The sequence below is a fragment of the Nonomuraea sp. NPDC051941 genome (assembly GCF_044593615.1).
The window spans coordinates 14,700-39,565 of the sequence record NZ_JBIUCF010000085.1; the positions used below are offsets into that span (position 1 = coordinate 14,700).

Consider the following 24,866-nt stretch of genomic DNA (forward strand, 5'->3'; position numbering starts at 1 on the left):
CCTAAGGCTGGAAGTCCGGATCCACGGTCACGGTCACGTCGAGCAGCAGGGGCTCCTCGCGGGCCGCGAGCGACGGCAGCACCTCGTCGAGGGCCGCCGTCAGCTCGTCGTACGAGTCCACCCGCCTGGCGGGGCAGCCCAAAGACCTGGCCAGGCCGCCCATGTCCACCTCGGTGAACGGCGGCCACGGCGCCTTGCCGCCCTGCTTGTCGGCCAGCCGGTCCATGATCGCGTACCGGCCGTTGGAGAGCACGACGAACAGCGCGCCCACCCGGTAGTGCGTGGCGCTCCAGAGCCCGTGCACTCCGTAGAGGGCCGACCCGTCGCCCACGACGGCGACCACGGGCCGGTCGGGGAGCGCCATCCGCAGGCCCACCGCGGCGGGCACGGCGAACCCGAGCCCGCCCATGGCCGCCGACAGGAAGCCGAGCGGGGTCCTGGCGGGTACGAGCCGGTGCAGGTCGGGGCGGGACGAGGGGGTCTCCTCGACGAGCACGGTGTCGGCGGGCAGCCGCAGCGCCAGCTCGCGCAGCACGTGCGCCGCCCGCAACGGCCGCCCCGCAGCGGGCAGTTCGGGAATGTCCGCCATGGGAGCACGTCCCGCTGACGGCGGTTCGGGGATGTCCGGCGCGGGAGCCCGTCCCGCGGCCGGTGACGATGAGGGGAGCAGAGCGGCCAGCCGGGCGCAGACGGCCGACGGCGAGGCGAGGTAGGCCAGGTCGGCCGGGCTGCGATGCGCCTCGGCCGGGTCGTCCGTGATCACCGCGACCGACGTCCCCGCTGCCACCAGGGGACCGGGCACGTACGGGTACTGCCGGAAGACGGGAGCCCCCACCGCGAGCACCACGTCGTGCCCCGCCAGCGCCTCCCGCAGCCGAACCCGGTCGGCGGGCAGCACCCCCGCGTACAGCGGATGGTCCTGCGGGAACCCGGCCCGCCCCCCGAACGACTCCTGGAACACGGGACACCCGAGCCGCTCGGCCAGCGCGACCAGCGCCTCCCACCCGGCCCCCGCGCCCGCGACGATCGCCGGCGACCGGGCCTCCGACAGCAGCTCCACCAGCGGCGCGAGGTCATCGTCCGGGATGCCGGCGGGCCGCACCATCCGCGCGGGCGCCGCCACCGTCTCGCCCGAGAAGGGCGCCTCCCAGTCGTCCATCGGCACCACGACCAGCGCGGGCCCGCGGAAGGTCGTCGCCTCGTGAAAGGCCCGGGCCACCGCCCCGGGCACGTCCTGCGCGCGTACCGGCTGGTCCACCCGCACCGGATAGTCCCCGGCCAGCCCGCTCAGGTGCCCGGTCAGGAACGGCTCCAGCGCCAGATGCCGCCGGTCCTGCTGCCCGACCAGGATCACCAGCGGTACCCGGTTCACCCGGGCGGTGGCGATGGCCCCCACCGCGTTCCCCAGCCCGGCCGTGGTGTGCAGCACGGCCAGCGCGGGCGCCTCGTGCCCGATCGCCCACCCCGTGGCCATCCCCACCACGGACCCCTCGTGGAGCGCGAGCACGAAACGCAGGTCGTCCGGGAGCCCGGTCAGCAGGGTCACCTCGGTGGAGCCGGGGTTGCCGAAGATCGTGGTCAGGCCGTACCGCCTGAGCACGTCGAACGTGGCGTCCCGGACGGTCGTCATCGCCGGTCCCTCGCCCGCTGGATCTGCCGGTAGACATGCCCGCGCAACTCGCCGAACCGGGGCAACGAGCGGGTCGTCAGCTGGTCGCGTTCGGGCGGCAGATCCACCTTCAGGTCCTCCAGGATCACGGTCGGCGACGAGGACAGCACGATGACGCGTTGCCCCAGGTAGACGGCCTCGTCGATGTCGTGGGTGACGAACAGCGTGGTCACCTCCAGGTCCCGCCACAGCCGCAGGATCAGGTCCTCCAGGTCCGCCCGGGTCTGGGCGTCCACGGCGGCGAACGGCTCGTCCATCAGCAGCACCTGCGGCTGGTACGCCACCGCCCTGGCGATGGCCACCCGCTGCTGCATGCCGCCGGAGAGCTGCCACGGATGGGCGTCGGCGGCGTCGCCGAGACCGACCGCGTTCAAGGAGCCGTGGACCAGCTCGTGCCGCTGCCCGGCGGGCACCTTCTTCTCCTTCAGCGGCAGCTCGACGTTCTCGCGCACGGTCATCCAGGGGAAGAGGCTGCGACCGTACTCCTGGAACACCACGGCCATCCGCGGCGGCGGCCCGGTCACGGGCACGTCGTCCACCCGCACCTCGCCCCCGCTGGCCGGCAGCAGCCCGGCGACGCACCTCAGCAGCGTGGTCTTGCCGCACCCCGACGGCCCCACCACGCACACCAGCTCGCCGGCGCCGACGCCGAACGTGATCGAGCGGATCGCCTCGACGGTGCGGCCGGGGCTCTCGTAGACCTTGCGCAACGAGGAGATCTCAAGCACGGGCGGCTCCACTGCCGTAGTACCAGGCCAGGACCCGCCGCTCCACGCGGCGGAAGAGGACGGACAGGGTCAGGCCGATCAGCCCGAGCAGCAGGATTCCGCTCCACATCTCGGCGATCTGGAACTGCCGCTGGAACACCAGGATCGTGAACCCCAGTCCGCTGGAGCTGGCGAACATCTCGCTGATGACCATGAGGATGATCCCGATGGACAGCGCCTGCCGGAGCCCGGTCATGATCTGCGGGCTGGCGCCGCGCAGCACGAACCGCCGCAGTCTGGCGGTTCCGCGTACGCCGTACATGCGGCAGGTGTCGGCGAGCACCTCGTCCAGCGCCCGTACGCCCTCCACGGTGTTCAGGAGAATGGGCCACAGGCAGCCCGAGACGATGACCAGCACCTTCATGGGGGTGTCGATCCCGGCCAGCAACATGATCAGCGGCACCAGCACCGGCGGCGGGACTGCCCTGAAGAACTCCAGCACCGGTTCGAGCGTGGCCCGCAGCCGCGGCGACAGCCCGATCGGCACGCCGAGGCCCACGCCCAGCAGCCCCGCCACCGCGTAGCCCGCCAGCAGCCGTCCCACGCTCGGCAGCACGTCCCCGACCACCCGCTCGGAGAACCAGGTCTCCGCGAACGCCTGCCCGACCAGGCCGGGGCTCGGCAGGTAGAACGAGCTCCCGCTGACCGCCCACCAGACCAGCACCAGCGCCACCGGCAGGGCGAGCAGCCTGACGACCCGCATCATGCGGCCACCTCCGACCGGACGCTCGGATGCCACGCCAGCACCCGGCGCTCCAGGAGCCGCACGGCCGCGTTCACCCCGATGCCGACCAGCCCGGCCAGCACGATCAGCGCGTACACGGTCGGGACGGCCCCGCTGCTCTGCGCCACCTGGATCTCGGCGCCCAGCCCGGGGCTGCCGATCACGAGCTCGGCCGTCACCGCCAGGATGAAGGCCACCGCCGCCGCCAGCCTGAGCCCGGTCATGACGTACGGCAGCGCCGTCGGCCACACCAGGTGCCTGACCCTGGACCAGGCCGACAGCCCGTACGACCGGGCGGTGTCGAAGGCCACGGAGTCCACGGCCGCGACGCCGTACAGGACCTGGATGAGCACCTGCCAGAACGACGCGTACACCACGAGCAGGAGCGTCGAGCCCAGCGACGGCCCGAACAGCAGCGTCGCCAGCGGCACCAGCGCGACCGACGGGATCGGACGCAGGAACTCGACGGTGGAGTTCGTCATCGCACGCAGGCCCGGCACGATCCCGATGACCACCCCGGCCGCCACCGCCGCGCAGAACGCCAGCGCCAGCCCCAGCACCCAGCCGAGCATGGTCTCGCCGAGCGCGATCCACAGCTCGGGCGTGGCCAGCTCGGCGGCGAGCGTGCCCAGGATGCGCGAGGCGGGCGGCAGGAACCGCTCGTCGACCAGGCCCAGCCGCGGTACGGCCTCCGCGAGCACCAACAGCCCGCCGAGGCCGGCGAGCCCATGTCCGAGCCTGCTGAGCGAGCCGGTCACGGCACCAGCGCCGAGACGTCGACCTTCTGCTTGAGCACCCCGTCGGCCAGCGCCAGGTCGGCCACGGTCTGCACGGAGGCCTTGTTGACCTCGACGGGCCACTTCGGCAGGTTGATCTTCGCGATCACCTCGGGCGCGATCTTGGTGTACGTCTTCAGCACCTCTCTGACCTCGTCCGGATGCGCGTCCGCGTACTCCAGCGACTTGCGCATCGCCGCCGTGAACCGCCTGGTCAGGTCGGCGTCGGTCCGGCCCGTGGTGAAGTACATGGCGACGGTGAGGTTGGGGGCGGCGTCGGCGAAGTTCCAGGCCACGGGGCGCGCTCCCTGGCTGACGGCCTGGCTGACGAACGGCTCGACCACCCAGATCGCGTCCACCCGGCCGCTCTGCAGCGCGGCGGGCGCGTCCGGGAAGGGCAGCTCCACGAACTCGATGCCGGTGGGGTCGCCTCCCGCGTTGCGCACGGAGGCGCGTACGGTCGTGTCGCCGATGTTCTTGAGCTGGTTGACGGAGATCTTCTTGCCCGCCAGGTCCTTGGCCGTCCTGATCGGGCTGTCCTGCTTGACCAGCACCGCGCTGAAGTCCTTGCCCTGCTGACCGGTGGAGGAGACGCCGTTGGCGACCACCTTGACGTCGAGGCCCTGCTGCTTGGCGGTCAGCAGCGAGGTCGTGTTCGCGAACGCGAACTGGAACTGCCCGCTCACCGCCCCCGAGACGGCGGCCGCGCCGCCCTGGACCGGGGTGATGGTGAGATCGATGTTCTGCTCGGTGAAGAAGCCCTTGGCCTTGCCGAGGTGGATCGGAGCGGTGTCGACGATCGCGATCACTCCGGCGTTGACCTTGTCTGCCTGTTTGGCCTGGCCGGGGGAGGTCGAGGGCTGGGCGCCGCCGCAGGCGGCCGTGAACAAGGCGGCGAGGACGATGAGAGCGCGACGCACGGCTGCTCCTATTTGTTCGCGATGCGCACATGTATTCTCTGACCGAACAATCCCGTATCGCGGAACCTACGCTCTTGCCAGCTCATGTCAAGGGGATCACGATGGTTGATCATGTGCAGTCGCTGGCCCGGGGGCTCGCGGTGATCCGGGCGTTCAGCGCCACCGACCCTGAGCTGACGCTCAGCCAGGTGGCCCGCGCGACCAGCCTCAGCAGGGCCGCGGCCAGGCGATTCCTGCTCACGCTCGAGGACCTGGGGTACGTGCGCAGCGACGGGCGGCTGTTCTCGCTCACGCCCCGGGTGCTGGAGCTGGGGTACGCGTACCTGTCGAGCCTGTCGCTGCCCGAGGTCGCCGACCCGCACCTGGAACGCCTGGCGGCCGAGGTGCACGAGTCGGCCTCGGTGGCGGTGCTGGACGGGGAGGACGTCGTCTACGTGGCGCGGGTGGCGACGGCGCGGATCATGCGGGTGACAATCAGCATCGGGACCCGGTTCCCCGCGTACTGCACGTCGATGGGGCGGGTCCTGCTGGCCGCCCTCCCGCCGGACGAGCTGGACGCGTACCTGGAGGGGGCCTCGTTGCGCCGCCTCACCTCGCACACGATCGTGCTGCCGGCCGCGTTGCGGGCCGAGTTGGACAAGGTGCGCGGGCGGGGGTGGGCGATGGTGGACCAGGAGCTGGAGGAGGGGCTGCGCTCGATCGCCGCGCCGATCCGCGACCGTTCGGGGCGGACGGTGGCCGCCGTGAACGTCTCGACCCACGCCAGCCGTACGACCCTGCAGGCGGCCCGCCGCGACCTCCTGCCGCCGCTGCTGGCCACGGCCGCCAAGATCGAGGCCGACCTGGCCGCCCTGTCGGTCGCCCGCGCCTGACCCCTGCCCGCGACGTCGGCGGTCGCTTCGGCCACCCGCCTCGACGGGATCCCTCCCAAGGGACGGCAACCGACGTCGGGGGTCGCGTCGGGGCCGGTGGGTCAGCGGTTGCGGTAGCGGTCCGTGGCGTCCCGGGTGGCCCGGATGGCCGCGTCGGCCGTGTCGTACGTCCGCTGCGCCAGCCCCACGAAGATGCAGTCCACGATCAACAACTGGCTGATCCGACTGGCCAGCGCCCCAGGCCGGAAGGCCGTCTCCCGCCCCGCCGACACCAGCGTGTGATCGGCCAGCTCCGCCAGCGACGACCGGGGGTTGTTGGTGATGCCCACGACCAGCGCCCCGGTGTCGGCCGCGGTGCGGGCGGGCACCAGCACGTCGGGCGTCTCCCCGCTGCAGCTGATCGCCACCACCACGTCGGTCTCCTTGAGCAGCGCCGCGCTGGTCAGAGCCAGGTGCGCATCGCTGAACGGATGGCTGGACAGCCCGATCCGCAGCAGCTTCTGCGACATGTCCGCCGCCACCAGCCCCGAGGCCCCCACCCCGTACACGTCCACCCGCCGCGCCACCGAGATGGCCTTCACCACGTCGCCCAGCTGGTCGGGGTCGAGCTGCGCGGCCGTGTCGGCCAGCGCCTCCGACTCGGCGCGGGCGACCTTGGCGATCACGTCGGTCAGCGGGTCGTCGGGCCCGAGGTCGCCGGGCACCAGCCGCTCCGGCTCCTTGGCCACCGCCGCCGCCAGGGCGAAGCGCATCTGCGAGTATCCCGCGAACCCGAGGGCCCGGGCCGTGCGCACGATGGTGGCCTCGCTCGTCCCGGAGACCGCGCTGAACTCGGTGATCGTGCTGCGCACCACCAGCCCGGGGTCGTCCAGGATGATGCGGGCGATGGACTGCGCCGCCGGGGTGAGCGAGGGCAGCACGGCGCGTACGGCGGCGACCGGGTTCGCGGGTTCGGCGGTCACTGGGTCAGCCATTCTGCCGCCGCCTGTGCGGACACGCGGGAGATGCCGTGGGTGGCCAGGTGGACGGCCCCGCCGGGCGGCGCCGGCACGCCGGTGTCCACCACGATCACGTCGGGCCGCACCGCCAGCGCCTTGGCCACCGTCGAACGCACCCAGTCGTACCGGGCGGCGTCGTGCACCACCAGCACGACCGGCCGCCCGTCGGCCGCCAGGTCCGGCAGGTCGCCCATGGGTTCGAGCTGCAGCCGGGCCGTGTTCGGCAGGAGGGCGGTGAGGGCCGCCGTGATGCCGGTCGGAGTCGAGGGGTCCACGGCCTTGCTGAAGCGGGTGTTGACCTCGACCACCAGCGGGGCGCGGTCGAGCCTGGCGGTGCCGGAGGTGGTCAGCGCGGCCCTGGCCGCCTCCAGGCCCACGCCTTCGTCCACGTCGCCGCGGGCCTTGTCGCGCAGCGCCGCCTGTGCTCCGTACCACTGGGAGAGCGTGAGCACCCGCGCGGCCGCCTCCGCGAGCCGCTCCTCGGGCAGTTCCCCGGCGCGTACGGCGGCCACGATCGTGTCGCGCATCGCGTGCAGGCTCTCCTCGGTGGCCAGCCCCACGCAGATGGCGTCCACGCCCGCGCCCAGGGCCCGCACCGCGATCTCGCCCGGCGTGAACATGGCGGCCACCGCCTGCATCTCGATCGCGTCGGTGACGAGCATCCCGTCGAAGCCGAGCTCGCCCCTCAGGAGCTCGGTCATGGCGGTACGGCTCAGCGTCGCCGGCATCGACGGATCGAGAGCGGGGACGAGCAGGTGGCCCGACATGATCGAGCGCACCCCGGCGGCGATCGCGGCGCGGAACGGCGGCAGGTCGCGCGCGAAGAGCACCTCGCGCGAGGCGTGCACGGTGGGCAGCGCCAGGTGGGAGTCGGTGACGGTGTCCCCGTGGCCGGGGAAGTGCTTGGCGCACGTGGCCACGCCCGCGCCCTGGACGCCGTTCACGTACGCGACCGTGTGCCGGGAGACCAGGTCGGGCGTGGGGCCGAAGGAGCGGATGCCGATGACGGGGTTGGCCGGGTTGGAGTTCACGTCGGCGTCGGGCGCGTAGTCGAGCGTGATGTCCAGCTCGCCGAGCATCCGGCCGATCTGGCGGCCCACGCGCTCGGTGAGCGTCACGTCGTCCACCACACCCAGGGCCCGGTTGCCGGGGAAGGAGCTGCCGGCCTGGACCTCCAGCCGGGTGACCGCGCCGCCCTCCTCGTCGATCGCGACGACGGTGTCCGGGTTCTCGGCGCGCAAATGCCGTACGAGTTGCGCATCTATGACGTTGCGGGCGAACAGGACAACCCCGCCCAGACCCTCGCCCAGCGCGCGGCGCAGCCAGTCGGGGACCGAGGTCCCCTCGTACCCTGGGTGCAACACTGTCATCGCCAGTCTGGACAGGTCACCGCTCATCGGCACTTTCCTTCACGGTTGTTGATCTGAAGGTAATTTTCTGTCATCGTCGCCTTCGATACAACCACTTTCCGAGAGGCCACCCCCCATGCCGAGCAGACGGACTCTCTTGAAGGGCCTCGCCCTCGCTGCCGCCGCCACCGCCGTTCCGATGCCTGCCTTGGCGCAGGACTACGTGCCGCCGTTGCGTCAGATGCGCGGTATGTGGATCGCCTCGGTGGTCAACATCAACTGGCCGTCGAAGCCAGGGCTGACCGCCGACGAGCAGAAGGCCGAGTTCGTCGCCTGGCTGGATGTGGCCGTGCAGCGCAAGCTCAACTCGGTGTTCGTGCAGATCAGGCCGACCGCGGACGCGTTCTGGCCGTCACCGTTCGAGCCCTGGTCACAGTATCTGACCGGAACCCAAGGTCAGGACCCCGGCTATGATCCGCTCGGCTTCGCCGTGGAGGAGACGCACAAGCGCGGCCTGGCCTTCCACGCCTGGTTCAACCCGTACCGCGTCTCGATGCAGCCCGACCCCGCCAAGCTGCACCCCGACCACCCCGGGCGCAAGCACCCCGACTGGATCCTGCCGTTCGGCGGCAAGCTGTACTACAACCCGGGCCTGCCGGAGGTACGGAAGTTCTGCCAGGACGCGATGATGGACGCGATCACCCGCTACGACATCGACGGCCTGCACTTCGACGACTACTTCTACCCCACGAACACCACGGCTTTCGACGACAGCGCCACGTTCGCCAAGTACGGCGCCGGCTTCCCCGACCTGGCCACCTGGCGGCGCAACAACGTCGACCTGATGGTCCAGGAGATGCAGCAGCGCGTCCTGGCGGCCAAGCCGGAGATCGCGTGGGGGATCAGCCCGTCCGGCATCTGGCGCAACAAGGCCTCCGACCCGCTCGGCTCGGACACCAACGGCGGCCAGTCGTACGACAGCCTGCACGCCGACACCCGCGGCTGGGTCAAGAAGGGCTGGCTCGACTACATCGCGCCGCAGCTCTACTGGTACATGGGGCAGCCGCCGGCCGACTACTCCAAGCTCGTGCCCTGGTGGTCCGACGTGGCGAGCGGCACCAACACGCTGCTGTGGATCGGCCAGGCCGCCTACAAGGCGGGCGACCCGGCCCAGGTGGCCCAGTGGCAGGCCCCCGGTGAGCTGTCCGCCCACCTGACGCTCAACCGGGACCACCCCGAGATCAGCGGCGACATCTGGTACAACGCCAACGACGTCAAGGTCGACCGGATCGGCTCCATCACGACCGCCGTCAACGACCACTATCAGCGGCCCGCGCTGGCTCCCGTGCTGCCCCGGCTGGCCAACGGCGAGCCGCCGCACAGGCCGGTCCTGGCGTACGCGCTGCGCAAGCCCGGCGGGGTCGAGGTACGCGCGGTGGCCACCGGCAGGGACGAGCCGTTCCAGTTCGCGATCTTCCGCTTCGGCGGGAACGCGTCCTCGCGCGACTTCGCCGACGCCCGCAACCTGGTCGCGGTCGTGCCCGGCGACCGGCAGGTCCGCTGGACGGACGCCGACGGGAAGCGCGGCGACCACTACTACGTGGTCGCGGTGGACCGGGCCAACCGGACAAGCAAGCCGAGCAACGGCTTCAGGGTGATCTGAGCGCATGCTTCGCCGATGAGCGTCGCCGGCCGGTTTCCTGGCCGGCGACGTGCCCGTTTCCCGTGGGTCGCGGGCACGCTGACGCTCAGGTTCCGACGCTGCCGGAACCCCTCGCCGAAGCCCCGGTCGCGATCAGGCCCCAAGAACCGTCGTCAAGAAGCCCTTCGCCCAGCCGCCGACGGCTGCTCGGCGGGGGTGCCCGTCGACCGCTGTGGTGGCACCACGGGGGTCGGACGGACCAGACCGAGCGCGACGACCTCATTGGCCAGGCGCGTGCGCCGGTTGGTGCCCTCGGGGATCCTGAACTTCTGGTAGAGCCGCAGCAGATGCTGCTTGACCGCGGCCTCGGTCACGACCAGGTCGTCGGCGATCTCGCGCGCGGTCGCCGGGGCGACGAACGCCTCGTCCGACAGCGCCGGCCTGCAGAGCGAGGTCAGCACGTCGACCTCGCGCCTGGTCAGCTCGGGCGCCGCCGCCCTGCGCAGCTCGACCTCCGGGGTGAAGTCCTCTCGGGGGACTCCACCGATGCGACCCCGCGCCGCGCCGAAGGAGACCACGTCGCCGTCGTCAAGGACCCTCCGGGCGATCGGCCTGCCGTTCACCCGTGTGCCGTTCCTGGACAGCCCCAGGTCGACGACGTACAGGTAGGGTCCTCGTCTGACGAACTCGGCATGGAGTCGAGACACACTGGGATCGGTGAGCCGGATGTCGACCCCCCGGCCTCTCCCGACCGTCGTGATCTCGGGGCGCAACGGGACCACCTCGCCAGTGTCCTCGATGCGTATGAACGGCCCCTCCACTGGCGGTTCCTCCCCTTGTGAGGCAGCGTATGAACGGCACGCCTCCACCTGGGCACGGCAGTTCCTCCCCAGGTAGCCCGCCGTAACTATTACTACAGCTCCGGCTTACCCAAACGAGGGGATGCGGAATCGCCTTTGCCGAAAGGAGAATCCGGCGTGAAATTGGTCTGGACCTTTGAGGCCGGTTTTGCCTGCTCACGGGTAGACTTCGGACGAAGATAAGCGGAGGAAACACTCATGGCGGACAAGCCCACGAAAGGCCTGGCCGATGTCGTTGCCGCGTCCACAGCGCTGAGCGACATTGACGGAAAGGCCGGCCGGCTCTTCTACCGTGGATACGACATCCACGACCTGGCCGGTCGCGCGACGTTCGAGGAGACCGCACACCTGCTTCAGCGTGGCAAGCTGCCCAACCGGTCCGAGCTCGACGCGTACGTCGACGAGCTGGCGCAGGGCCGGGAGCTGGGCGCCCTGGCTTCCGCGAACATCGCCGAGATCGCCGAGAAGCAGAAACCGATGGAGGCGCTGCGCAGCCTGGTCTCGCTGGCCGGCGCCGACGACGCGGACAAGGACTCCATCTCCCCCGACGCCAACCTGCGCAAGGCGGCCCGGCTGACCGCGCAGCAACCGCTGCTGGTCGCCCGCTACCACGCCGCCCGTACCGGCGGGAGCGTTCCCGAGCCCGACCCGTCGCTCAGCATCGCCGCGAACTTCCTGCACGAGGTCACCGGCCGCGTCCCCGACCCCCGGGCGGTCGAGATCTTCGACGAGTGCCTGGTGCTGCACGCCGACCACACCATGAACGCCTCCACGTTCGCCGCCCGCGTCTGCGCCGCGACCCTCTCGGACATGCACTCCGCGATCGTCGCCGCCATCGGCACCCTCAAGGGCCCGCTGCACGGCGGGGCGAACGAGCAGGTCATGAAGCTGCTGGAGTCGATCCCTCCGGGCCAGGTGGCCCAGGTCGTACGTGACAAGCTGGCGGCCCACGAGAAGATCATGGGCTTCGGGCACCGCGTCTACAAGACCGAGGACCCGCGCGCGACCCATCTGCGCAAGATGTCCGCCGAGCTGGCCGAGGCCGGCGGCGACGACACCTACTACCGGATGTCCAAGGAGATGGAGGAGGTCGTCTTCGAGACGAAGGGCCTCTACCCCAACGTCGACTTCTACGCGGCTTCGGTCTACCACTACCTCGGGATCCCGACGGACCTTTTCACGCCGGTCTTCTCGATCAGCCGAATGTCTGGCTGGACTGCCCATGTCATAGAGCAGCACGCAGACAATAGGCTGATCCGGCCCGACAGTGAGTACATCGGTGAGACCGATCAGAAGTGGAAGCCACTAGAGGAACGTTGAGCCACGGGACCAAGCGTGAGAGCTGGGGGCCGTACCCGCTGATTCTGGCGGGTGCGGTCGTCGGCGTGCTCGTGATCTTTTTCGTGAACCCGCGCTGGGGCGGGTTCGCGCTGGGCGCCGTCATCATGATCGCCGCCGCCCTCCGCTTCGCCGGTTACGGTGGGCAGCTGTCCATCCGCAGCAAGAAGGTTGACGTCATCACGCTGGCCGGGTTCGGGTTCGTGCTGGTCCTGACCTCGCTCCTGCTCTACAACAACGAGCTCAAAGCGTTGATACTGTCCCTTTTCGCCTGATGACCGGACGGTCCGATAGCCTCAACGCATCAAAACATTGAAGGGGAACCATTCGCATGCCCAAGATCAAGGTGGAGGGTCCTGTCGTCGAGCTTGACGGCGACGAGATGACCCGGATCATCTGGCAGTTCATCAAGGACCAGCTGATCCTTCCCTACCTCGACGTCGACCTGAAGTACTACGACCTCGGCATCCAGTACCGGGACGAGACGGACGACCAGGTCACCATCGACGCCGCGAACGCCATCAAGAAGTACGGCGTCGGTGTGAAATGCGCCACCATCACCCCGGACGAGGCGCGGGTCGAGGAGTTCGGTCTCAAGAAGATGTGGAAGTCCCCCAACGGGACCATCCGCAACATCCTCGGCGGCGTGATCTTCCGCGAGCCGATCATCATGTCGAACGTGCCGCGCCTCGTCCCCGGCTGGACCAAGCCGATCGTCGTCGGCCGTCACGCCTTCGGTGACCAGTACCGCGCCACCGACCTGAAGATCCCCGGCGAGGGCACGCTGACCCTGACGTACACGCCGAAGGACGGCTCCGAGCCGATCGAGCTCGACGTGTACGACTTCCCCGGCAGCGGCGTCGCGCTGGCGATGTACAACCTGGACGAGTCGATCCGCGACTTCGCCCGCGCCTCGATGCGCTACGGCCTGGCCCGCAACTACCCGGTCTACCTGTCGACGAAGAACACGATCCTCAAGGCGTACGACGGCCGCTTCAAGGACATCTTCGCCGAGGTCTACGAGACCGAGTTCCAGGCCGACTTCGAGAAGGCCGGTCTCACGTACGAGCACCGCCTCATCGACGACATGGTCGCCGCGGCGATGAAGTGGGAGGGCGGCTACGTCTGGGCCGCGAAGAACTACGACGGCGACGTGCAGTCCGACACTGTGGCGCAGGGCTTCGGCTCCCTCGGCCTGATGACGTCGGTCCTGATGACCCCCGACGGCAGGACCGTCGAGGCCGAGGCCGCGCACGGCACCGTGACTCGCCACTACCGCGAGCACCAGAAGGGCAACCCCACCTCCACCAACCCCATCGCCTCGATCTTCGCGTGGACGCGCGGCCTGGCCCACCGGGGCAAGCTCGACAACACCCCCGCCGTGACCGACTTCGCCAACAAGCTGGAAGAGGTCTGCGTCGAGACCGTCGAGGGCGGCCAGATGACCAAGGACCTGGCGCTCCTGGTCGGCGGCGACGCCAAGTGGCTCACCACCCAGGACTTCCTGAGCGCACTGGACGAGAACCTCAAGAAGAAGATGGCAATTTGATCGTCTCAGCTTAAAGGGGCCGCCTGCGGGCGGCCCTTTCGCTTGTCCGCTTCCCAGACCATCTCTTGACAGTGACGCGGCGTGGCGCAGTTGATCAGCTGGGTAAGAGCCACCTCGTAACAGTCGTACGCGTCTCGGGGGGTTCGGATGCGACTGCGTATTTTCAGTGGAGTGGGGCTGTTGGCCGCCGCCGCCCTCCTGAGCGGCTGCGACTCGCAGCCCACCACCGTCAAGATGGCCGACACCAAGGTCGACGCCGCCGCCAAGCTCAAGGCGGCCCAGGCCGCCAAGGCCAAGCGCGCCGCCGAGGTCAAGGCGAACGAGCTGGGGCAGATCCCGGTGCTCATGTTCCACCGGGTGATCGACAAACCGGGCTCGACGGACGACAGGACGCCGCAGCAGTTCCGCGCGGATCTGGAGCGGCTGGCCAGGGAGGGGTACGTGCCGATCACCGCCGCCGAGATGGTGGCCGGGAAGATCGACATTCCGGCGGGCAAGCACCCGGTGGTGCTGACCTTCGACGACTCGTCGCCGTCGCAGCTGACGCTCAACGAGGTCGGCGTCCCCGCCCCGAACACCGCCGTCGCCATCCTCAAGGACGTGGCGGCCAAGAACCCGGGCTTCCCGGCGAAGGCCACCTTCTACGTGACCCGCGACATGTTCGGCAAGACCGTACGCGAGGAGCAGGCCCAGATGCTGGGCTGGCTCAAGGACAACGGCTTCGAGATCGGCAACCACACCCGCGACCACATCAACCTGCGCGGACGCTCGCACCAGGAGGTCGACGAGCAGATCAGCACGATCGCCCAGCAGATCGCCTCCCTCTCCGGCGTCCACCCCACCACGATCGCCCTGCCGTACGGCAACCAGCCGAGCACCAAGGAGTGGGCCATGCACGGCAAGGCCTACAACCACCTGGGCGCGTTCCTGGCCGGTTACACGCCCGCGCCGGCGCCGTTCAGCAAGGCGTTCGAACCGCCGGGGATCCCGCGGATCAAGGTCATGGAGAAGAAGGGCGACTGCAAGCAGTTCTGCTCGGAGGCGTGGCTGGACTGGCTCAAGAACAACCCCGACATGCGCTACACCTCGGACGGGGACGTGCGGACCGTGGCGTATCCGAAGTTCAAGAACCCGTACCTGCGCAAGACCTTCTCCAAGTGGGGGCTGCCCTACTGACGGACCTTCCCGAGGGCCACTCCCAGTTCGGCGGGCTGCAGGAAAAGGTCGGCCACGTCACTCATGCGTACGTCGAGTCGCCGCGCCGCCCCGGTGGCGAGGTCCACGACGTGGTAGGCCATCTCGGCACGAGGTCCGGAGGTCTGCACGACGACGGCGTCCTCGCCGTCCCAGCGCAGGACGCTCGTGGCCTGCCGGTTGACGTGTCGGTGAGCACGATGCCGTGCCCGACGACGCCGTCCGGCGTGATCTCGCGGGCGAGTGTGGCCGTCGTACGCCCGGACGGCGACGGCATGGCGCCCGCCGCCAGGTTGCCGGGCAGCGTGAAGCGTCCGGCCACCTTGCCCTTGGGCGACCAGACGGTGAACGAGGCCGACGTGGTGTGCCCGGGCAGGCTGTTCGTGCGACGGGTCGTCTTGGTCATGAGCCCCGCGGACGTCCAGCCGACGGCCTGCCCGACGGCGGGCAGGTGACGGACGGCGCCGGTGCCGAGGTCCACGATCATCGGGTTCTCCAGCACGGTCTCGTCGTCCTTGTCCAGGTGGTCGCGCTGGATGAGCAGGTGGCGGCCGTCGAGGGAGAACAGCGGGAGCTGGGCGCCGAACATCTCGCTGACCGTGCCGCCCTTCTGTCGCACGGGGAGCGCCTTGACCGCTCCGGTGCGCAGGTCGGCCACGACGTACGTGTCGTCGCTCGTCCGCAGGTAGGCCGCATGTGTGCGGTCCGGGCTGAGGGAGAGCGAGTCCGCGGCGTCGGTGCCGGGCAGCCAGCCTCGCTCGCCGCCCCAGGCGACAAGGATCCAGTGGCTGCACGGGGCCGGGTCGTTCTCGCAGGCCGGGCTGTACGCATACCGGATGGGGGAGGCGTACCTGCTGCGTTCTTCCGGGGCGGCGGTGACCGCGCGGGTCGGCTCGGGCCGGGCGAACTGGACCGGCGGTTGCTCGCCGGTCGGGCCGATCACCCACGCGGTGGCCACGGCCGGCGCTGCCGCGGCGAAGGCGTACCACCACCGGCTCACTGGATCCTCCCGAACACCGCGCCGTCGAGGTTCGCCGGCCCCGGGAGCAGCGCTCGCCGGTGCAGGCCGCTGACCATGAACTGGACGCCGGCCACCACGGCGAGCGCGGCCGCGGCGCCGAGTCGCCGGCCGGCGGTGGTCTCCGCGGAGAGGGACCGTTCGACCGTGCTGAAGGCGACCCCGCAGGAGAAGGCGGCGCAGATCAGCCAGGTCGCGGTGAGCTGCGGCGGGACGAGTCGTATTCCTGGCGCGCGCCGAATTGGGCCCCGCGGGCGGCCGAATGCGATTTCACCGGCCATGACTCCGAGGAGCCAGCCGATCAGCACGAAGTAAGGAGCCAGAAACATTGATCCGGATGATGCGCTGAAAACACCCGTGGCCAGTCCCGCGCTGGTTCCCATCCACCGGTATCGCCGCGTCACCTGGAGATATCGCAGTATGTGAGGGCCGTTGAACGCGGTGATGTCCACCATTTGGCGGTGTCCGAATCGGTCCGCCTCCACGCGGTGCAGGGGTGAGTTGGCGGCCGCGGCGGCCATCGGTATCACCAATAACAGGAAGACCAGAAAGCCGGTCAGCAACAAGAGTCGTCTTTCGCCACGCCCGGAAAAGTAGCGGAATGCGGAATCGCCAAAAAGGGGGCTCGAGTGATTTCCGATGAAGTCTGGGTGCGCCTGGATCCAAGGACGGGCATGGTGCGCCGGTTCGCCTACGGACGCTGGGTCCTGGCCGCGATCGCGGTGCTCGTCGCCGGGGTCACCTGGATGAGCGGAGCGATCGTCCCCCGCCTGTCGCACGACGCGAGCGGTGGCTCCGGCTCGACGTCCCAGGATGGGGCGGGTCGGCGGCACGTCGAGGTGCTGATCGGCCTGGAGGTCGTCAACGAAGGCTGGCTGCCCACGACGGTCACGGCGGTGGGCGTGCGCTCGGCCGGTCTCACGCTCCGATCGGTGACCCTCGACGGTAGCGGCGCCTTTCCCCGCTCGATCCCGCCCCGCACGCGGATGACGCTGACCCTCGTCCTCGACGTCACCGACTGCCGGGCCGCCCTGTCGGAAGACGTCCCCCTCGTGGTGGAGACGGAGCAGTGGTGGGGCCGCACCACTGCCGAGCCCCTGGCCGAGGAACCTTGGCACGCCCTCTCGGTCGAGTCCGTCTGCCGCCTCAACGCTTCCTGACGAAGGAGATGTCCGCCGCGCGCAGGCGGTCGATGAGCGGCCGGCCCATGGCCGAGGCCGTCGTGAGCTGGCCGGCGCGGTCCGGGAGGTCGTCGAAGGCGAGGCAGAGGGCCGACTCCGCGAACATCCTGGCCGTCGCGCCGTAGCCCGGGTCCCCGCCCGCGACCTCCGTGACCACGCGCTCGCCCCCGCCCTCGCCCAGGAACGTGACCTTGAACCAGTTCCGGGCGCGGCGCTCGGCCGACGGGCCCTCGCCGGGCTTCAGCCGGTCCTGGATCCAGCCGCGTGCGGGCGGGATCTGGGCGAGTGCGGCGAAGGCGCCGGCGGCCGTCACGGTGGCCAGGGCCTCGGGGAGGGTGCGGACGGCGTAGTGCTGGCGGTAGGTGAAGTCGGGGCCGTAGCGGTCGAGGAGGCGGGCCGAGTAGCCGACCACGAACGGGTCGAGGGTCGGCATCGGGAGCGCCCAGCCACCCACGTAGCGGACGCCGCCGGGCAGCGAGCTCACCCTGCGGCCGCTGGGCCGGGGCTCGGCGGAGCGGCGCTGCGTACCCTGCTGGACCGTCTGGCGGGCGCGGCCGAGGATGGACATCATCGTGGCCAGGGTGCCGCCCGACGGGGCCATCCTCGCCCGCAGGAAGCCGCTCACCCTGAGCGGGACGCCCTCGGGGAGGTGGGTGACGGTGTGGAGCACGCCCAGGTCGTACGGGATGGAGTCGAAGCCGCAGGCGTGCACGAGCTTGGCGCCGCTCCTGGCCGCCCGGTCGTGGTAGCGCACGTAGACCAGGTCCACGAACTCGGGCTCGCCCGTCAGGTCCAGGTAATGGGTGCCGGCGTCGGCGCACGCGGCCACCAGCGGCTCTCCGTACGCCACATAAGGGCCGACCGTCGTGGCCAGGACGCGCGTCTGACGGGCGAGCGCGGCCACCGAGGCGGGGTCCGTGGCGTCGGCGAGCAGGATCGGTACGTCGAGCCCCAGCCGCTCCAGCTTGGCGCGGTCGCGCCCGGCCAGCGCCCACCGTGTGCCGGGTCCGGCGGCCTGCGCGAGGTAGGCGGCCGTGAGCGCGCCGGTGAAGCCGCTCGCTCCGAAAAGTACGATGTCGTAGGGGCGCTCCATGATCCAGAGCCTCCCCTCGACGGCCCGCCCGCGCAACTCCACGCCGGTAAAACCGTGACGTCACGAACGCTTAACGGATCCCTGAGGAGTTGCTGAACGTCGTAAAGTTTGCGTCGTTGGGGTTAGCACACGTGGGGATGACGAATGCCGCAAATCTCGCCGCTGGTCGCCGGCGATCCCACACAGCTGGGGTCCTTCCGGCTGTCCGGACGGATCGGGGAAGGCGGTCAGGGCATCGTTTACCTGGGCGTCAACGACAACGGGGAGCAGGCGGCCATCAAGCTGCTGCACGTCAAGTTCACCGGTGACACGATCGCCAGGTCGCGCTTCGCCAGGGAGCTGAAGGCGGCCAAGCGGGTGGCGTCGTTCTGCACGGCCAGGGTGATGGAGGCCGATCTCGACGGCAACACGCCGTACATCGCCAGCGAGTACATCGACGGCCGGGCGCTCAGGGACATCATCGAGACCGACGGGCCGCTCACCGGCACGGTGCTCGACCGGCTGGCCATCGGCACGGCGACCGCGCTCACCGCGATCCACCACGCCTCGATCGTCCACCGGGACTTCAAGCCCGACAACGTGCTGATCGCCGCCGACGGGCCGCGCGTGGTGGACTTCGGCATCGCCCGGATCATCGACTCCACCGGCACGATCACCAGCCGGGCCATCGGCACCCCCGCCTACATGGCGCCCGAGCAGATCGCGGGCGACGACGTCGGGCCCTACACGGACGTGTTCTCCTGGGGCGCCACCATCGCGTTCGCGGCCACGGGGACGCCCGCGTTCGAGGGCAAGTCCATCGCCGTGGTGCTCAACCGGATCCTCAACCACGAGGTCGACGTCGGCATGATGCCGGAGCCGCTGCGCGGCGTGGTGAGCTCCGCGCTGTCCAAGTCCCCGGCCGACCGGCCGTCCGCCGACCAGATCCTGCTGCGGCTGCTCGGGCAGCCGTCCACGGTGGGGGCGTCCACGGCGGTGCTCACCCGGGGCGTGCAGGTGGCCAGCGACGACACGACGCCGTTCAACAGGGTGTCGGCGGGGTCGATCACGGACCTGCCCCGGCCGCAACCCGCGACGGCCCCGTCCGCGACGGCACCGCCTCCCGCCACGACGGTGCCTCCCGCGACGGCGCCGCCCACGGCTGCGTCACCCGCGACGGTGCCGCCGGAGGGGGGCGGGCTGCCGTACCCGGTGACCGAGCCCTCCCTGCCAGGGCGGTCGCGCCGCGCGAGGGTGTGGATCGCGGTGGGCACCGCCGTCGTCCTGCTCGCCGCCGCCGCCATCGCGCTCGCGATGAACGGCGGCTGGTCGCTCGCGTTCCGCGAGGGGCCCGAGCCCACGGAGACGGTCGAGCAGAAGGCTCCCTCGACCGCGTTCGCCACCGTGGTCGACAAAGTGGCGCAGACCGGGAAGATCGTGATCGGCGTCAAGGGCGACCTGCCCGGCGTCGCGTTGCAGGACGGCGACGACTTCCAGGGCTTCGACGTCGAGGTCGCCAAGCGCATCGCCGCCGAGTTAGGAGCGAAGGACACCGCGCTCGTCAAGGTCAGCAGGGGCGACCGGGCCGACGCGCTGGCCGAAGGCAGCGTCGACCTGGTCGTGGCCACCTACTCCGTCGACCGGTCCGAGACCCAGTTCGCGGGACCGTACTACGTGGCGCACCACGATGTCCTCGTCCGCGCGGGCAGCGGCATCGACTCCGTGGACGACCTGGAGGGCAAGAAGCTCTGCGCGCCCGACAGCCCGTCCGTCGGCGAGGTGCAGCAGAAGGTGAAGGTCGAGCCGGTCTCGGCCGGCGACTACGCCGTCTGCATGCAGCTGCTCCGCGACGGCAAGGTGGACGCGATCCCCGGCGACGACCTGATCCTGGCCGGGTTCGCCGCCCGCGAGAACATGCGCTACAAGATCGTCGGCGTCAAGCTCAACAACGAGCGGTACGCCGTCGGCATCAAGAACGGCGACGTGAAGACCTGCAAGGCGGTGAAGGCGGTCATCGCCGACCTCTATCGCACGGGCTTCATGAAGCAGCTTCTGAGCAAGTACTTCGCCAAGGTCGAATTCGATCCGGAGCTGAAGGTGCCCGCGATGGAAACCTGCGGATGACGAGCAGGTAGCATCCCAAAGTCAACGAATATCCTGCGAGTGAGGGGAAGGCCATGGCGTCGTCAGCCAACGGGCCCGTCAAGGTAACCGTCACCGGAGCCGCCGGTCAGATCGGTTACGCACTGCTGTTCCGCATCGCGTCGGGGCAGCTGCTCGGCGCCGACGTCCCGGTCAAGCTCAGCCTGCTGGAGATCCCGCAGGCGGTGAAGGCCGCCGAGGGCACCGCCATGGAGCTCGACGACTGCGCGTTCCCGCTGCTGTCCGGCATCGAGATCACCGATGACCCCAACGTCGCCTTCGCCGGGGCCAACGTCGCGCTGCTGGTCGGCGCCATGCCGCGCAAGGCCGGCATGGAGCGCGGCGACCTGCTCGGCGCCAACGGCGGCATTTTCGGCCCCCAGGGCAAGGCGATCAACGACCACGCCGCCGACGACATCAAGGTCCTGGTCGTGGGCAACCCGGCCAACACCAACGCGCTCATCGCCCAGCAGAACGCGCCCGACGTGCCCGCCGACCGCTTCACCGCGATGACCCGGCTCGACCACAACCGCGCGCTGTCCCAGCTGGCCGCCAAGCTCCAGGTGCCGGTCGCCGAGATCAAGAAGATGACGATCTGGGGCAACCACTCCGCGACGCAGTACCCCGACCTGTTCCACGCCGAGGTGGGCGGCAAGATCGCGGCCGAGCAGGTCGACGGCGAGTGGCTGCGCGAGACGTTCATCCCGACGGTGGCCAAGCGCGGCGCCGCCATCATCGAGGCCCGCGGCGCCTCCTCGGCCGCCTCGGCCGCCAACGCGGCGATCGACCACGTCTACGACTGGGTCAACGGCACCGAGTGGACCTCCGCGGCCGTCGTCTCCGACGGCTCCTACGGCGTGCCCGAGGGGCTCATCTCGTCGTTCCCCGTGCGTGCGGCGAACGGCAAGTTCGAGATCATCCAGGGGCTCGAGATCGACGCGTTCTCCCGCGACCGGATCGACGCCAGCGTGCGCGAGCTGGTGGAGGAGCGCGACGCGGTCAAGGAGCTCGGCCTCATCTGACGACCGGCCCGGCCCCCCGCGCGAGGCGGGGGGCTTCAGGGCGGACAGGACACGGGCTGCACGGCGGGGACGGCCGGCGGGGTCGCGAAGATCACGCCTGCGGCGGCCAGGAGACTACCCGTCACGATGAGGACACCGAAGAGCAGCTTCGTGACCCTTGGTGAAAAGTTCCTCACATTTCGGTATCACAGCACATTTTGCGGTGCGGCATCACGCATTTGCGGAAAGCGCGTCCCACGCGTCAGAAACGATGTCACGCAGCGCGGGTCGTTCGGCCTTCCAGCCGAGCTCCCGCTGGATCCTGGCGGACGAGGCGACCAGCACGGCGGGATCGCCGGGGCGCCGGTCCGCGACCACGGCCGGGATCTCGTGCCCGGTGACCTCGCGGCAGACCGAGATCACCTCCTGGACGGTGAAGCCGGTGCCGCTGCCCAGGTTGTAGATCTTGTGCTCGCCCGGCGTGATGGCGTCCAGCGCCAGCAGATGCGCCCGCGACAGGTCGGACACGTGAACGTAGTCGCGCACGCAGGTGCCGTCGGGCGTCGGGTAGTCGGTGCCGAAGACGCTCACGGACTCGCGTTCGCCGGTCGCGACCTTCAGGACGTTCGGGATGAGGTGGGTCTCGATCGTGTGCCGCTCGCGGTAGCGGCCGTAGGCGCCGGCCACGTTGAAGTACCGCAGGCTCACCGCTCCCAGCCCGCGGATCGCCGCGAACGCGCTCAGCGCGGTGTCGACGGCCAGCTTGGAGGCGCCGTAGGGGTTGGTCGGGCGCGTGGGGTCGTCCTCCTCGATGGGGGAGCGCTCGGGCTCCCCGTACGTGGCCGCGGTCGAGGAGAACACGATCCTGCTCACCCCCTTGTCCCGCATGGCGTCGAGCAGGGCCAGCGTGCCGCCGAGGTTGTGCGCCCAGTAGAGGCCCGGCTTCTCCACCGACTCGCCCACCAGCGACTTGGCCGCGAAGTGCAGCACCGCGTCCATGCCGTCGAGCACGTCATGTGCCTCGGTGATGCTTTTTTGGACAAATCGGGCACCTTCCGGCACCGCGTCCTGATGCCCGGTTGACAGGTCGTCGAGTACGGTCACCTCGTGCCCTGCCTCGATGAGCTGCGCCGCCACGACACTGCCGACGTATCCGGCACCCCCGGTGACCAATAGTCTCATGTGTACTCCTGTTCAAATATGTTGGATTTTGTACGGCTCGCCGCCCAGCATACGCGCGAAGGCCGCCGAGTACGCTGCCAACCACCATGTTTGACACCCTCGCGGCCAACATCGCCCTGGTTCTGGTGTTCATCCTGATCGGGGGGTTCTTCGCCGCCGCCGAAATCGCCATGGTCTCCCTCCGGGAAAGCCAGGTCCGCAAGCTCTCCCAGCGGGGCCGCCGCGGCGAGCGGGTGGCCAAACTCGCCCATGACCCCAACCGCTTCCTGTCCGCCGTCCAGATCGGCGTCACCGTCGCCACCATGTTGTCGGCCGCGTTCGGCGCCGACCGGCTGGCCGCGCAGCTCGTGCCCGTGCTGGAGCAGTGGCAGGTGCCCAAGGCCGTGGCCCCCGTGCTCGGCCTCGTGCTGGTGACGCTGGCGATCTCGTACGTGTCGCTCGTGCTCGGCGAGCTGGCGCCCAAGCGCCTGGCGCTGCAGCGGGCCGAGGGGCTGTCGTTGTACGTGGCGCCGTTCCTCGACCGGATCGCGTCCCTGTCGCGGCCGATCATCTGGATGTTGTCGAAGTCCACCGACCTCGTGGTCCGGCTGCTCGGGGGCAATCCGGAGGCCGACCGCGAAGAGGTCACCACCGAGGAGCTGCGTGACATGGTGGTCGGGCACACCGACCTCACCGCCGACGAGCGCAAGCTGATCGCCGAGGTGTTCGCGGCCGGGAAACGGCAGCTCAGGGAGGTGATGCTGCCGCGTACCGAGGTCGAGTTCATGGACGCCGAGACGCCGCTGGACGAGGCGGCCCGCCTCGCGGCGGGGCTGCCGCACTCGCGCTTTCCCGTCTATCGGGAGACGTACGACGAGGTCATCGGGTTCGTACACGTACGGGACCTGCTGGACCCCGAGCTCACCGGGCGGACCGAGCCGATCAGCGCGGTGGTGCCGATCCGCGCGGCCAAGTTCGTGCCTGCCTCGAAGCGGCTGCTCAGCACGTTGAACGAGATGCGCGACGAGGGCCAGCACCTGGCGATCGTGGTGGACGAGTACGGCGGCACGGCGGGCATCGTGACCCTGGAGGACCTGGTCGAGGAGCTGATCGGGGACATCAGGGACGAGTACGACGAGGAGCAGGACGTCGTGGTCCTGCCCGCCGGTGAGATCGAGATCGACGGCCTCACGAACCTCAACGACTTCGCCACCGAGACCGGCATCCGATTGCCGGACGGCCCTTATGAGACGCTTGCCGGATTTGTCATGGCGATGCTGGGGCATGTGCCAGTCGTGGGGGAAAAGGTGGAAATATCGGGTTTTGAGATGACTGTCACAGAGCTGGACGGGCGCCGTATCGCCAGGGTGAGAGTGAAACGCGGCCCGGCGGTCGAGTCGCCGCCCGAGCAAGATTCCTGACACAATTGCGTGCTATGGCCAGACCTCGTGTACTCTCCGGCATCCAGCCCACAGCGGACTCCTTCCACCTGGGCAACTACCTGGGTGCCGTCCGTCAGTGGGTCGCTCTGCAGGAGACCCACGACGCCTTCTACTGCGTGGTCGATCTCCACGCGATCACCGTGCCGACCGAGCCCGCCGCGCTGCGCCGCCGCACTCGCGTCGCCGCCGCCCAGCTCCTCGCCGCGGGCCTCGACCCGGAGCAGTCCACGGTCTTCGTGCAGTCGCACGTACGTGAGCACACCGAGCTCGCCTGGATCCTGATCTGCCTCACCGGCATGGGCGAGGCGGGCCGGATGACCCAGTTCAAGGACAAGTCGGCCAAGTTCGGGGAGAGCGCGGCCAGCGTCGGCCTCTTCACCTACCCGATCCTGCAGGCCGCCGACATCCTGCTCTACCAGGCCAACCGGGTCCCGGTGGGGGCCGACCAGAAGCAGCACCTGGAGCTCACCCGCGACCTGGGCCAGCGCTTCAACCACCGCTTCGGCGACACGTTCACGCTGCCCGAGCCGTACATCCTCAAGGAGGTCGAGAAGATCACCGACCTCCAGGACCCCACGGCGAAGATGTCGAAGTCCTCCTCGAGCCCCGCCGGCATCCTCGACGTCCTGGAGCAGCCAGGCCCGCTGCGCAAGAAGGTCATGCGGGCGGTCACGGACACGGGCTCGGAGGTGCTGTTCGACGAGGAGAACAAGCCGGGCATCTCCAACCTGCTCCGCATCCAGTCGGCCCTGACCGGAACCCCCATCCCCGACCTCGTGGCCCGCTACGAGGGACAGGGCTACGGCACGTTCAAGAAGGACGTGGCGGAGGCGGTGGCGGACACGTTCACGCCGATCAGGGAGCGTACGGAGAAGCTGCTGTCGGACGAGGCCGAGCTCGACCGCCTGCTCGCCATCGGCGCCGAGCGCGCCGCGGCGGTGGCCAAGCAGACCATGGCCGAAGTTCGTGACAAGGTCGGCTTCCTCCCCACGCTGTAGGTCGCGCGGCTCCACGGGCACCTCTACGAGCCTTCGTAGCACCAGGTCACCGACCAACACGTTCTCCCTGCTCTGCGTGACAGTCGACAGCGGGGTGGGGGGGGGGGGGGGGGGGGGGGGGGGGGGGGGGGGGGGGGGGCGGCGGCCGGCGGCCGGGGCCGCGGTGGGGGGCGGGAAGCGGGCGACGGGCAGC

General features: G+C 70.0%; 23 protein-coding genes. 11 read left to right on the forward strand and 12 right to left on the reverse strand.

The genetic code is table 11. The features are described 5' to 3' along the window. Nucleotide 1: 1 nt before the first annotated feature. From ACIHFD_RS64140 to ACIHFD_RS64160, 5 genes are read right to left on the reverse strand one after another with little or no spacing between them, the layout of a single operon-like run. Entirely contained in the window at nucleotides 2–1,630 is a 1,629-nt protein-coding gene (locus ACIHFD_RS64140) for a thiamine pyrophosphate-dependent enzyme (protein WP_397375322.1), read from the reverse strand. Further along, the gene (locus ACIHFD_RS64145) at nucleotides 1,627–2,397 is read right to left on the reverse strand and encodes an ABC transporter ATP-binding protein (RefSeq protein ID WP_397375323.1); all 771 of its coding nucleotides are present in this window, start codon (nucleotides 2,395–2,397) and stop codon (nucleotides 1,627–1,629) included. Before ACIHFD_RS64145 ends, ACIHFD_RS64140 begins: the two co-directional genes overlap by 4 nt. After that, the gene (locus tag ACIHFD_RS64150; RefSeq protein WP_397375324.1) at nucleotides 2,390–3,142 is read right to left on the reverse strand and encodes an ABC transporter permease; all 753 of its coding nucleotides are present in this window, start codon (nucleotides 3,140–3,142) and stop codon (nucleotides 2,390–2,392) included. The genes ACIHFD_RS64145 and ACIHFD_RS64150 overlap by 8 nt, the downstream gene beginning before the upstream one ends. Continuing rightward, nucleotides 3,139–3,918: an ABC transporter permease gene (locus ACIHFD_RS64155; RefSeq protein WP_397375325.1), complete on the reverse strand. Its 780-nt coding sequence runs from the start codon at nucleotides 3,916–3,918 to the stop codon at nucleotides 3,139–3,141. The genes ACIHFD_RS64150 and ACIHFD_RS64155 overlap by 4 nt, the downstream gene beginning before the upstream one ends. Beyond that, nucleotides 3,915–4,856: an ABC transporter substrate-binding protein gene (locus ACIHFD_RS64160; protein ID WP_397375326.1), complete on the reverse strand. Its 942-nt coding sequence runs from the start codon at nucleotides 4,854–4,856 to the stop codon at nucleotides 3,915–3,917. The genes ACIHFD_RS64155 and ACIHFD_RS64160 overlap by 4 nt, the downstream gene beginning before the upstream one ends. A gap of 101 nt (nucleotides 4,857–4,957) precedes the next feature. On the opposite strand from ACIHFD_RS64160, the gene ACIHFD_RS64165 reads away from it, so the two are divergent. Next, nucleotides 4,958–5,728 carry an IclR family transcriptional regulator gene (locus tag ACIHFD_RS64165; protein WP_397375327.1) on the forward strand — a complete coding sequence of 257 codons (771 nt, stop codon included), beginning with the start codon at nucleotides 4,958–4,960 and terminating at the stop codon, nucleotides 5,726–5,728. A gap of 101 nt (nucleotides 5,729–5,829) precedes the next feature. On the opposite strand, the gene ACIHFD_RS64170 is transcribed toward ACIHFD_RS64165, so the two are convergent. Continuing rightward, nucleotides 5,830–6,702, reverse strand: coding sequence for a MurR/RpiR family transcriptional regulator (locus tag ACIHFD_RS64170; RefSeq protein ID WP_363962295.1), 873 nt, complete (start codon nucleotides 6,700–6,702; stop codon nucleotides 5,830–5,832). After that, on the reverse strand, nucleotides 6,687–8,123 hold the full coding sequence (locus tag ACIHFD_RS64175; RefSeq protein WP_397375328.1) for a glycoside hydrolase family 3 protein: 1,437 nt from the start codon (nucleotides 8,121–8,123) through the stop codon (nucleotides 6,687–6,689). Before ACIHFD_RS64175 ends, ACIHFD_RS64170 begins: the two co-directional genes overlap by 16 nt. 151 nt (nucleotides 8,124–8,274) lie before the next feature. Between ACIHFD_RS64175 and ACIHFD_RS64180 the strand changes: the two genes are divergently transcribed. Next, a complete protein-coding gene (locus tag ACIHFD_RS64180; RefSeq protein ID WP_397375329.1) occupies nucleotides 8,275–9,738 on the forward strand; it encodes a glycoside hydrolase family 10 protein in 1,464 nt (487 codons plus the stop codon). 152 nt (nucleotides 9,739–9,890) lie between these two features. On the opposite strand, the gene ACIHFD_RS64185 is transcribed toward ACIHFD_RS64180, so the two are convergent. Beyond that, nucleotides 9,891–10,538, reverse strand: coding sequence for an FHA domain-containing protein (locus tag ACIHFD_RS64185; RefSeq protein WP_192790024.1), 648 nt, complete (start codon nucleotides 10,536–10,538; stop codon nucleotides 9,891–9,893). Between the two features lie 237 nt (nucleotides 10,539–10,775). Here ACIHFD_RS64185 and ACIHFD_RS64190 point away from each other — a divergent pair, with 237 nt between their 5' ends. The 4 genes from ACIHFD_RS64190 (at nucleotide 10,776) to ACIHFD_RS64205 (ending at nucleotide 14,640) form a co-directional block, all read left to right on the forward strand. Continuing rightward, nucleotides 10,776–11,897 carry a citrate/2-methylcitrate synthase gene (locus ACIHFD_RS64190; protein WP_363962298.1) on the forward strand — a complete coding sequence of 374 codons (1,122 nt, stop codon included), beginning with the start codon at nucleotides 10,776–10,778 and terminating at the stop codon, nucleotides 11,895–11,897. Next, nucleotides 11,894–12,190, forward strand: a complete 297-nt coding sequence (locus tag ACIHFD_RS64195; RefSeq protein WP_350731236.1) for a DUF3017 domain-containing protein — start codon at nucleotides 11,894–11,896, stop codon at nucleotides 12,188–12,190. Before ACIHFD_RS64190 ends, ACIHFD_RS64195 begins: the two co-directional genes overlap by 4 nt. Nucleotides 12,191–12,246: 56 nt before the next feature. Further along, the gene (locus ACIHFD_RS64200) at nucleotides 12,247–13,464 is read left to right on the forward strand and encodes an NADP-dependent isocitrate dehydrogenase (protein WP_397375330.1); all 1,218 of its coding nucleotides are present in this window, start codon (nucleotides 12,247–12,249) and stop codon (nucleotides 13,462–13,464) included. 171 nt (nucleotides 13,465–13,635) lie between these two features. Next, entirely contained in the window at nucleotides 13,636–14,640 is a 1,005-nt protein-coding gene (locus tag ACIHFD_RS64205) for a polysaccharide deacetylase family protein (RefSeq protein ID WP_397375331.1), read from the forward strand. Between the two features lie 61 nt (nucleotides 14,641–14,701). On the opposite strand, the gene ACIHFD_RS64210 is transcribed toward ACIHFD_RS64205, so the two are convergent. Both ACIHFD_RS64210 and ACIHFD_RS64215 read right to left on the reverse strand, forming a co-directional pair. Continuing rightward, nucleotides 14,702–15,658 (reverse strand): hypothetical protein, encoded by a 957-nt coding sequence (locus ACIHFD_RS64210; RefSeq protein ID WP_397375332.1) that lies wholly within the window; start codon nucleotides 15,656–15,658, stop codon nucleotides 14,702–14,704. Beyond that, entirely contained in the window at nucleotides 15,655–16,242 is a 588-nt protein-coding gene (locus tag ACIHFD_RS64215) for a hypothetical protein (RefSeq protein WP_397375333.1), read from the reverse strand. Before ACIHFD_RS64215 ends, ACIHFD_RS64210 begins: the two co-directional genes overlap by 4 nt. A 63-nt stretch (nucleotides 16,243–16,305) precedes the next feature. Here ACIHFD_RS64215 and ACIHFD_RS64220 point away from each other — a divergent pair, with 63 nt between their 5' ends. Beyond that, nucleotides 16,306–16,836, forward strand: a complete 531-nt coding sequence (locus tag ACIHFD_RS64220; RefSeq protein WP_397375334.1) for a hypothetical protein — start codon at nucleotides 16,306–16,308, stop codon at nucleotides 16,834–16,836. Here the strand turns inward: ACIHFD_RS64220 and ACIHFD_RS64225 are convergent. Further along, complete coding sequence (locus tag ACIHFD_RS64225) at nucleotides 16,823–17,950, reverse strand: saccharopine dehydrogenase family protein (protein WP_397375335.1); 1,128 nt, start codon at nucleotides 17,948–17,950, stop codon at nucleotides 16,823–16,825. The two genes, ACIHFD_RS64220 and ACIHFD_RS64225, sit on opposite strands and share 14 nt — an antisense overlap. Before the next feature lie 144 nt (nucleotides 17,951–18,094). On the opposite strand from ACIHFD_RS64225, the gene ACIHFD_RS64230 reads away from it, so the two are divergent. Further along, nucleotides 18,095–20,053 carry a serine/threonine-protein kinase gene (locus ACIHFD_RS64230; RefSeq protein WP_397375336.1) on the forward strand — a complete coding sequence of 653 codons (1,959 nt, stop codon included), beginning with the start codon at nucleotides 18,095–18,097 and terminating at the stop codon, nucleotides 20,051–20,053. A gap of 53 nt (nucleotides 20,054–20,106) precedes the next feature. Then, nucleotides 20,107–21,093, forward strand: coding sequence for a malate dehydrogenase (locus ACIHFD_RS64235; RefSeq protein WP_397375337.1), 987 nt, complete (start codon nucleotides 20,107–20,109; stop codon nucleotides 21,091–21,093). Between the two features lie 210 nt (nucleotides 21,094–21,303). Here the strand turns inward: ACIHFD_RS64235 and galE are convergent, their stop codons facing one another. Further along, nucleotides 21,304–22,254: a UDP-glucose 4-epimerase GalE gene (galE, locus tag ACIHFD_RS64240; protein WP_350731252.1), complete on the reverse strand. Its 951-nt coding sequence runs from the start codon at nucleotides 22,252–22,254 to the stop codon at nucleotides 21,304–21,306. Between the two features lie 86 nt (nucleotides 22,255–22,340). Between galE and ACIHFD_RS64245 the strand changes: the two genes are divergently transcribed. Both ACIHFD_RS64245 and trpS read left to right on the forward strand, forming a co-directional pair. Next, the gene (locus ACIHFD_RS64245; RefSeq protein ID WP_397375338.1) at nucleotides 22,341–23,654 is read left to right on the forward strand and encodes a hemolysin family protein; all 1,314 of its coding nucleotides are present in this window, start codon (nucleotides 22,341–22,343) and stop codon (nucleotides 23,652–23,654) included. Between the two features lie 14 nt (nucleotides 23,655–23,668). Beyond that, nucleotides 23,669–24,673, forward strand: coding sequence for a tryptophan--tRNA ligase (gene trpS / locus ACIHFD_RS64250; protein WP_397375339.1), 1,005 nt, complete (start codon nucleotides 23,669–23,671; stop codon nucleotides 24,671–24,673). Nucleotides 24,674–24,866: the final 193 nt, after the last annotated feature.

Excerpts from the sequence above, each read along its gene's own strand:
- ACIHFD_RS64140 (WP_397375322.1), bottom strand. The coding sequence starts at position 1,630 with ATGACGACCGTCCGGGACGCCACGTTCGACGTGCTCAGGCGGTACGGC.
- ACIHFD_RS64150 (WP_397375324.1), bottom strand. The coding sequence starts at position 3,142 with ATGATGCGGGTCGTCAGGCTGCTCGCCCTGCCGGTGGCGCTGGTGCTG.
- ACIHFD_RS64165 (WP_397375327.1), top strand. The coding sequence starts at position 4,958 with ATGGTTGATCATGTGCAGTCGCTGGCCCGGGGGCTCGCGGTGATCCGG.
- ACIHFD_RS64170 (WP_363962295.1), bottom strand. The coding sequence starts at position 6,702 with ATGGCTGACCCAGTGACCGCCGAACCCGCGAACCCGGTCGCCGCCGTA.
- ACIHFD_RS64175 (WP_397375328.1), bottom strand. The coding sequence starts at position 8,123 with ATGAGCGGTGACCTGTCCAGACTGGCGATGACAGTGTTGCACCCAGGG.
- ACIHFD_RS64180 (WP_397375329.1), top strand. The coding sequence starts at position 8,275 with ATGCCTGCCTTGGCGCAGGACTACGTGCCGCCGTTGCGTCAGATGCGC.
- ACIHFD_RS64190 (WP_363962298.1), top strand. The coding sequence starts at position 10,776 with ATGGCGGACAAGCCCACGAAAGGCCTGGCCGATGTCGTTGCCGCGTCC.
- ACIHFD_RS64200 (WP_397375330.1), top strand. The coding sequence starts at position 12,247 with ATGCCCAAGATCAAGGTGGAGGGTCCTGTCGTCGAGCTTGACGGCGAC.
- ACIHFD_RS64225 (WP_397375335.1), bottom strand. The coding sequence starts at position 17,950 with ATGGAGCGCCCCTACGACATCGTACTTTTCGGAGCGAGCGGCTTCACC.
- ACIHFD_RS64230 (WP_397375336.1), top strand. The coding sequence starts at position 18,095 with ATGCCGCAAATCTCGCCGCTGGTCGCCGGCGATCCCACACAGCTGGGG.
- ACIHFD_RS64235 (WP_397375337.1), top strand. The coding sequence starts at position 20,107 with ATGGCGTCGTCAGCCAACGGGCCCGTCAAGGTAACCGTCACCGGAGCC.
- galE (WP_350731252.1), bottom strand. The coding sequence starts at position 22,254 with ATGAGACTATTGGTCACCGGGGGTGCCGGATACGTCGGCAGTGTCGTG.
- ACIHFD_RS64245 (WP_397375338.1), top strand. The coding sequence starts at position 22,341 with ATGTTTGACACCCTCGCGGCCAACATCGCCCTGGTTCTGGTGTTCATC.
- trpS (WP_397375339.1), top strand. The coding sequence starts at position 23,669 with ATGGCCAGACCTCGTGTACTCTCCGGCATCCAGCCCACAGCGGACTCC.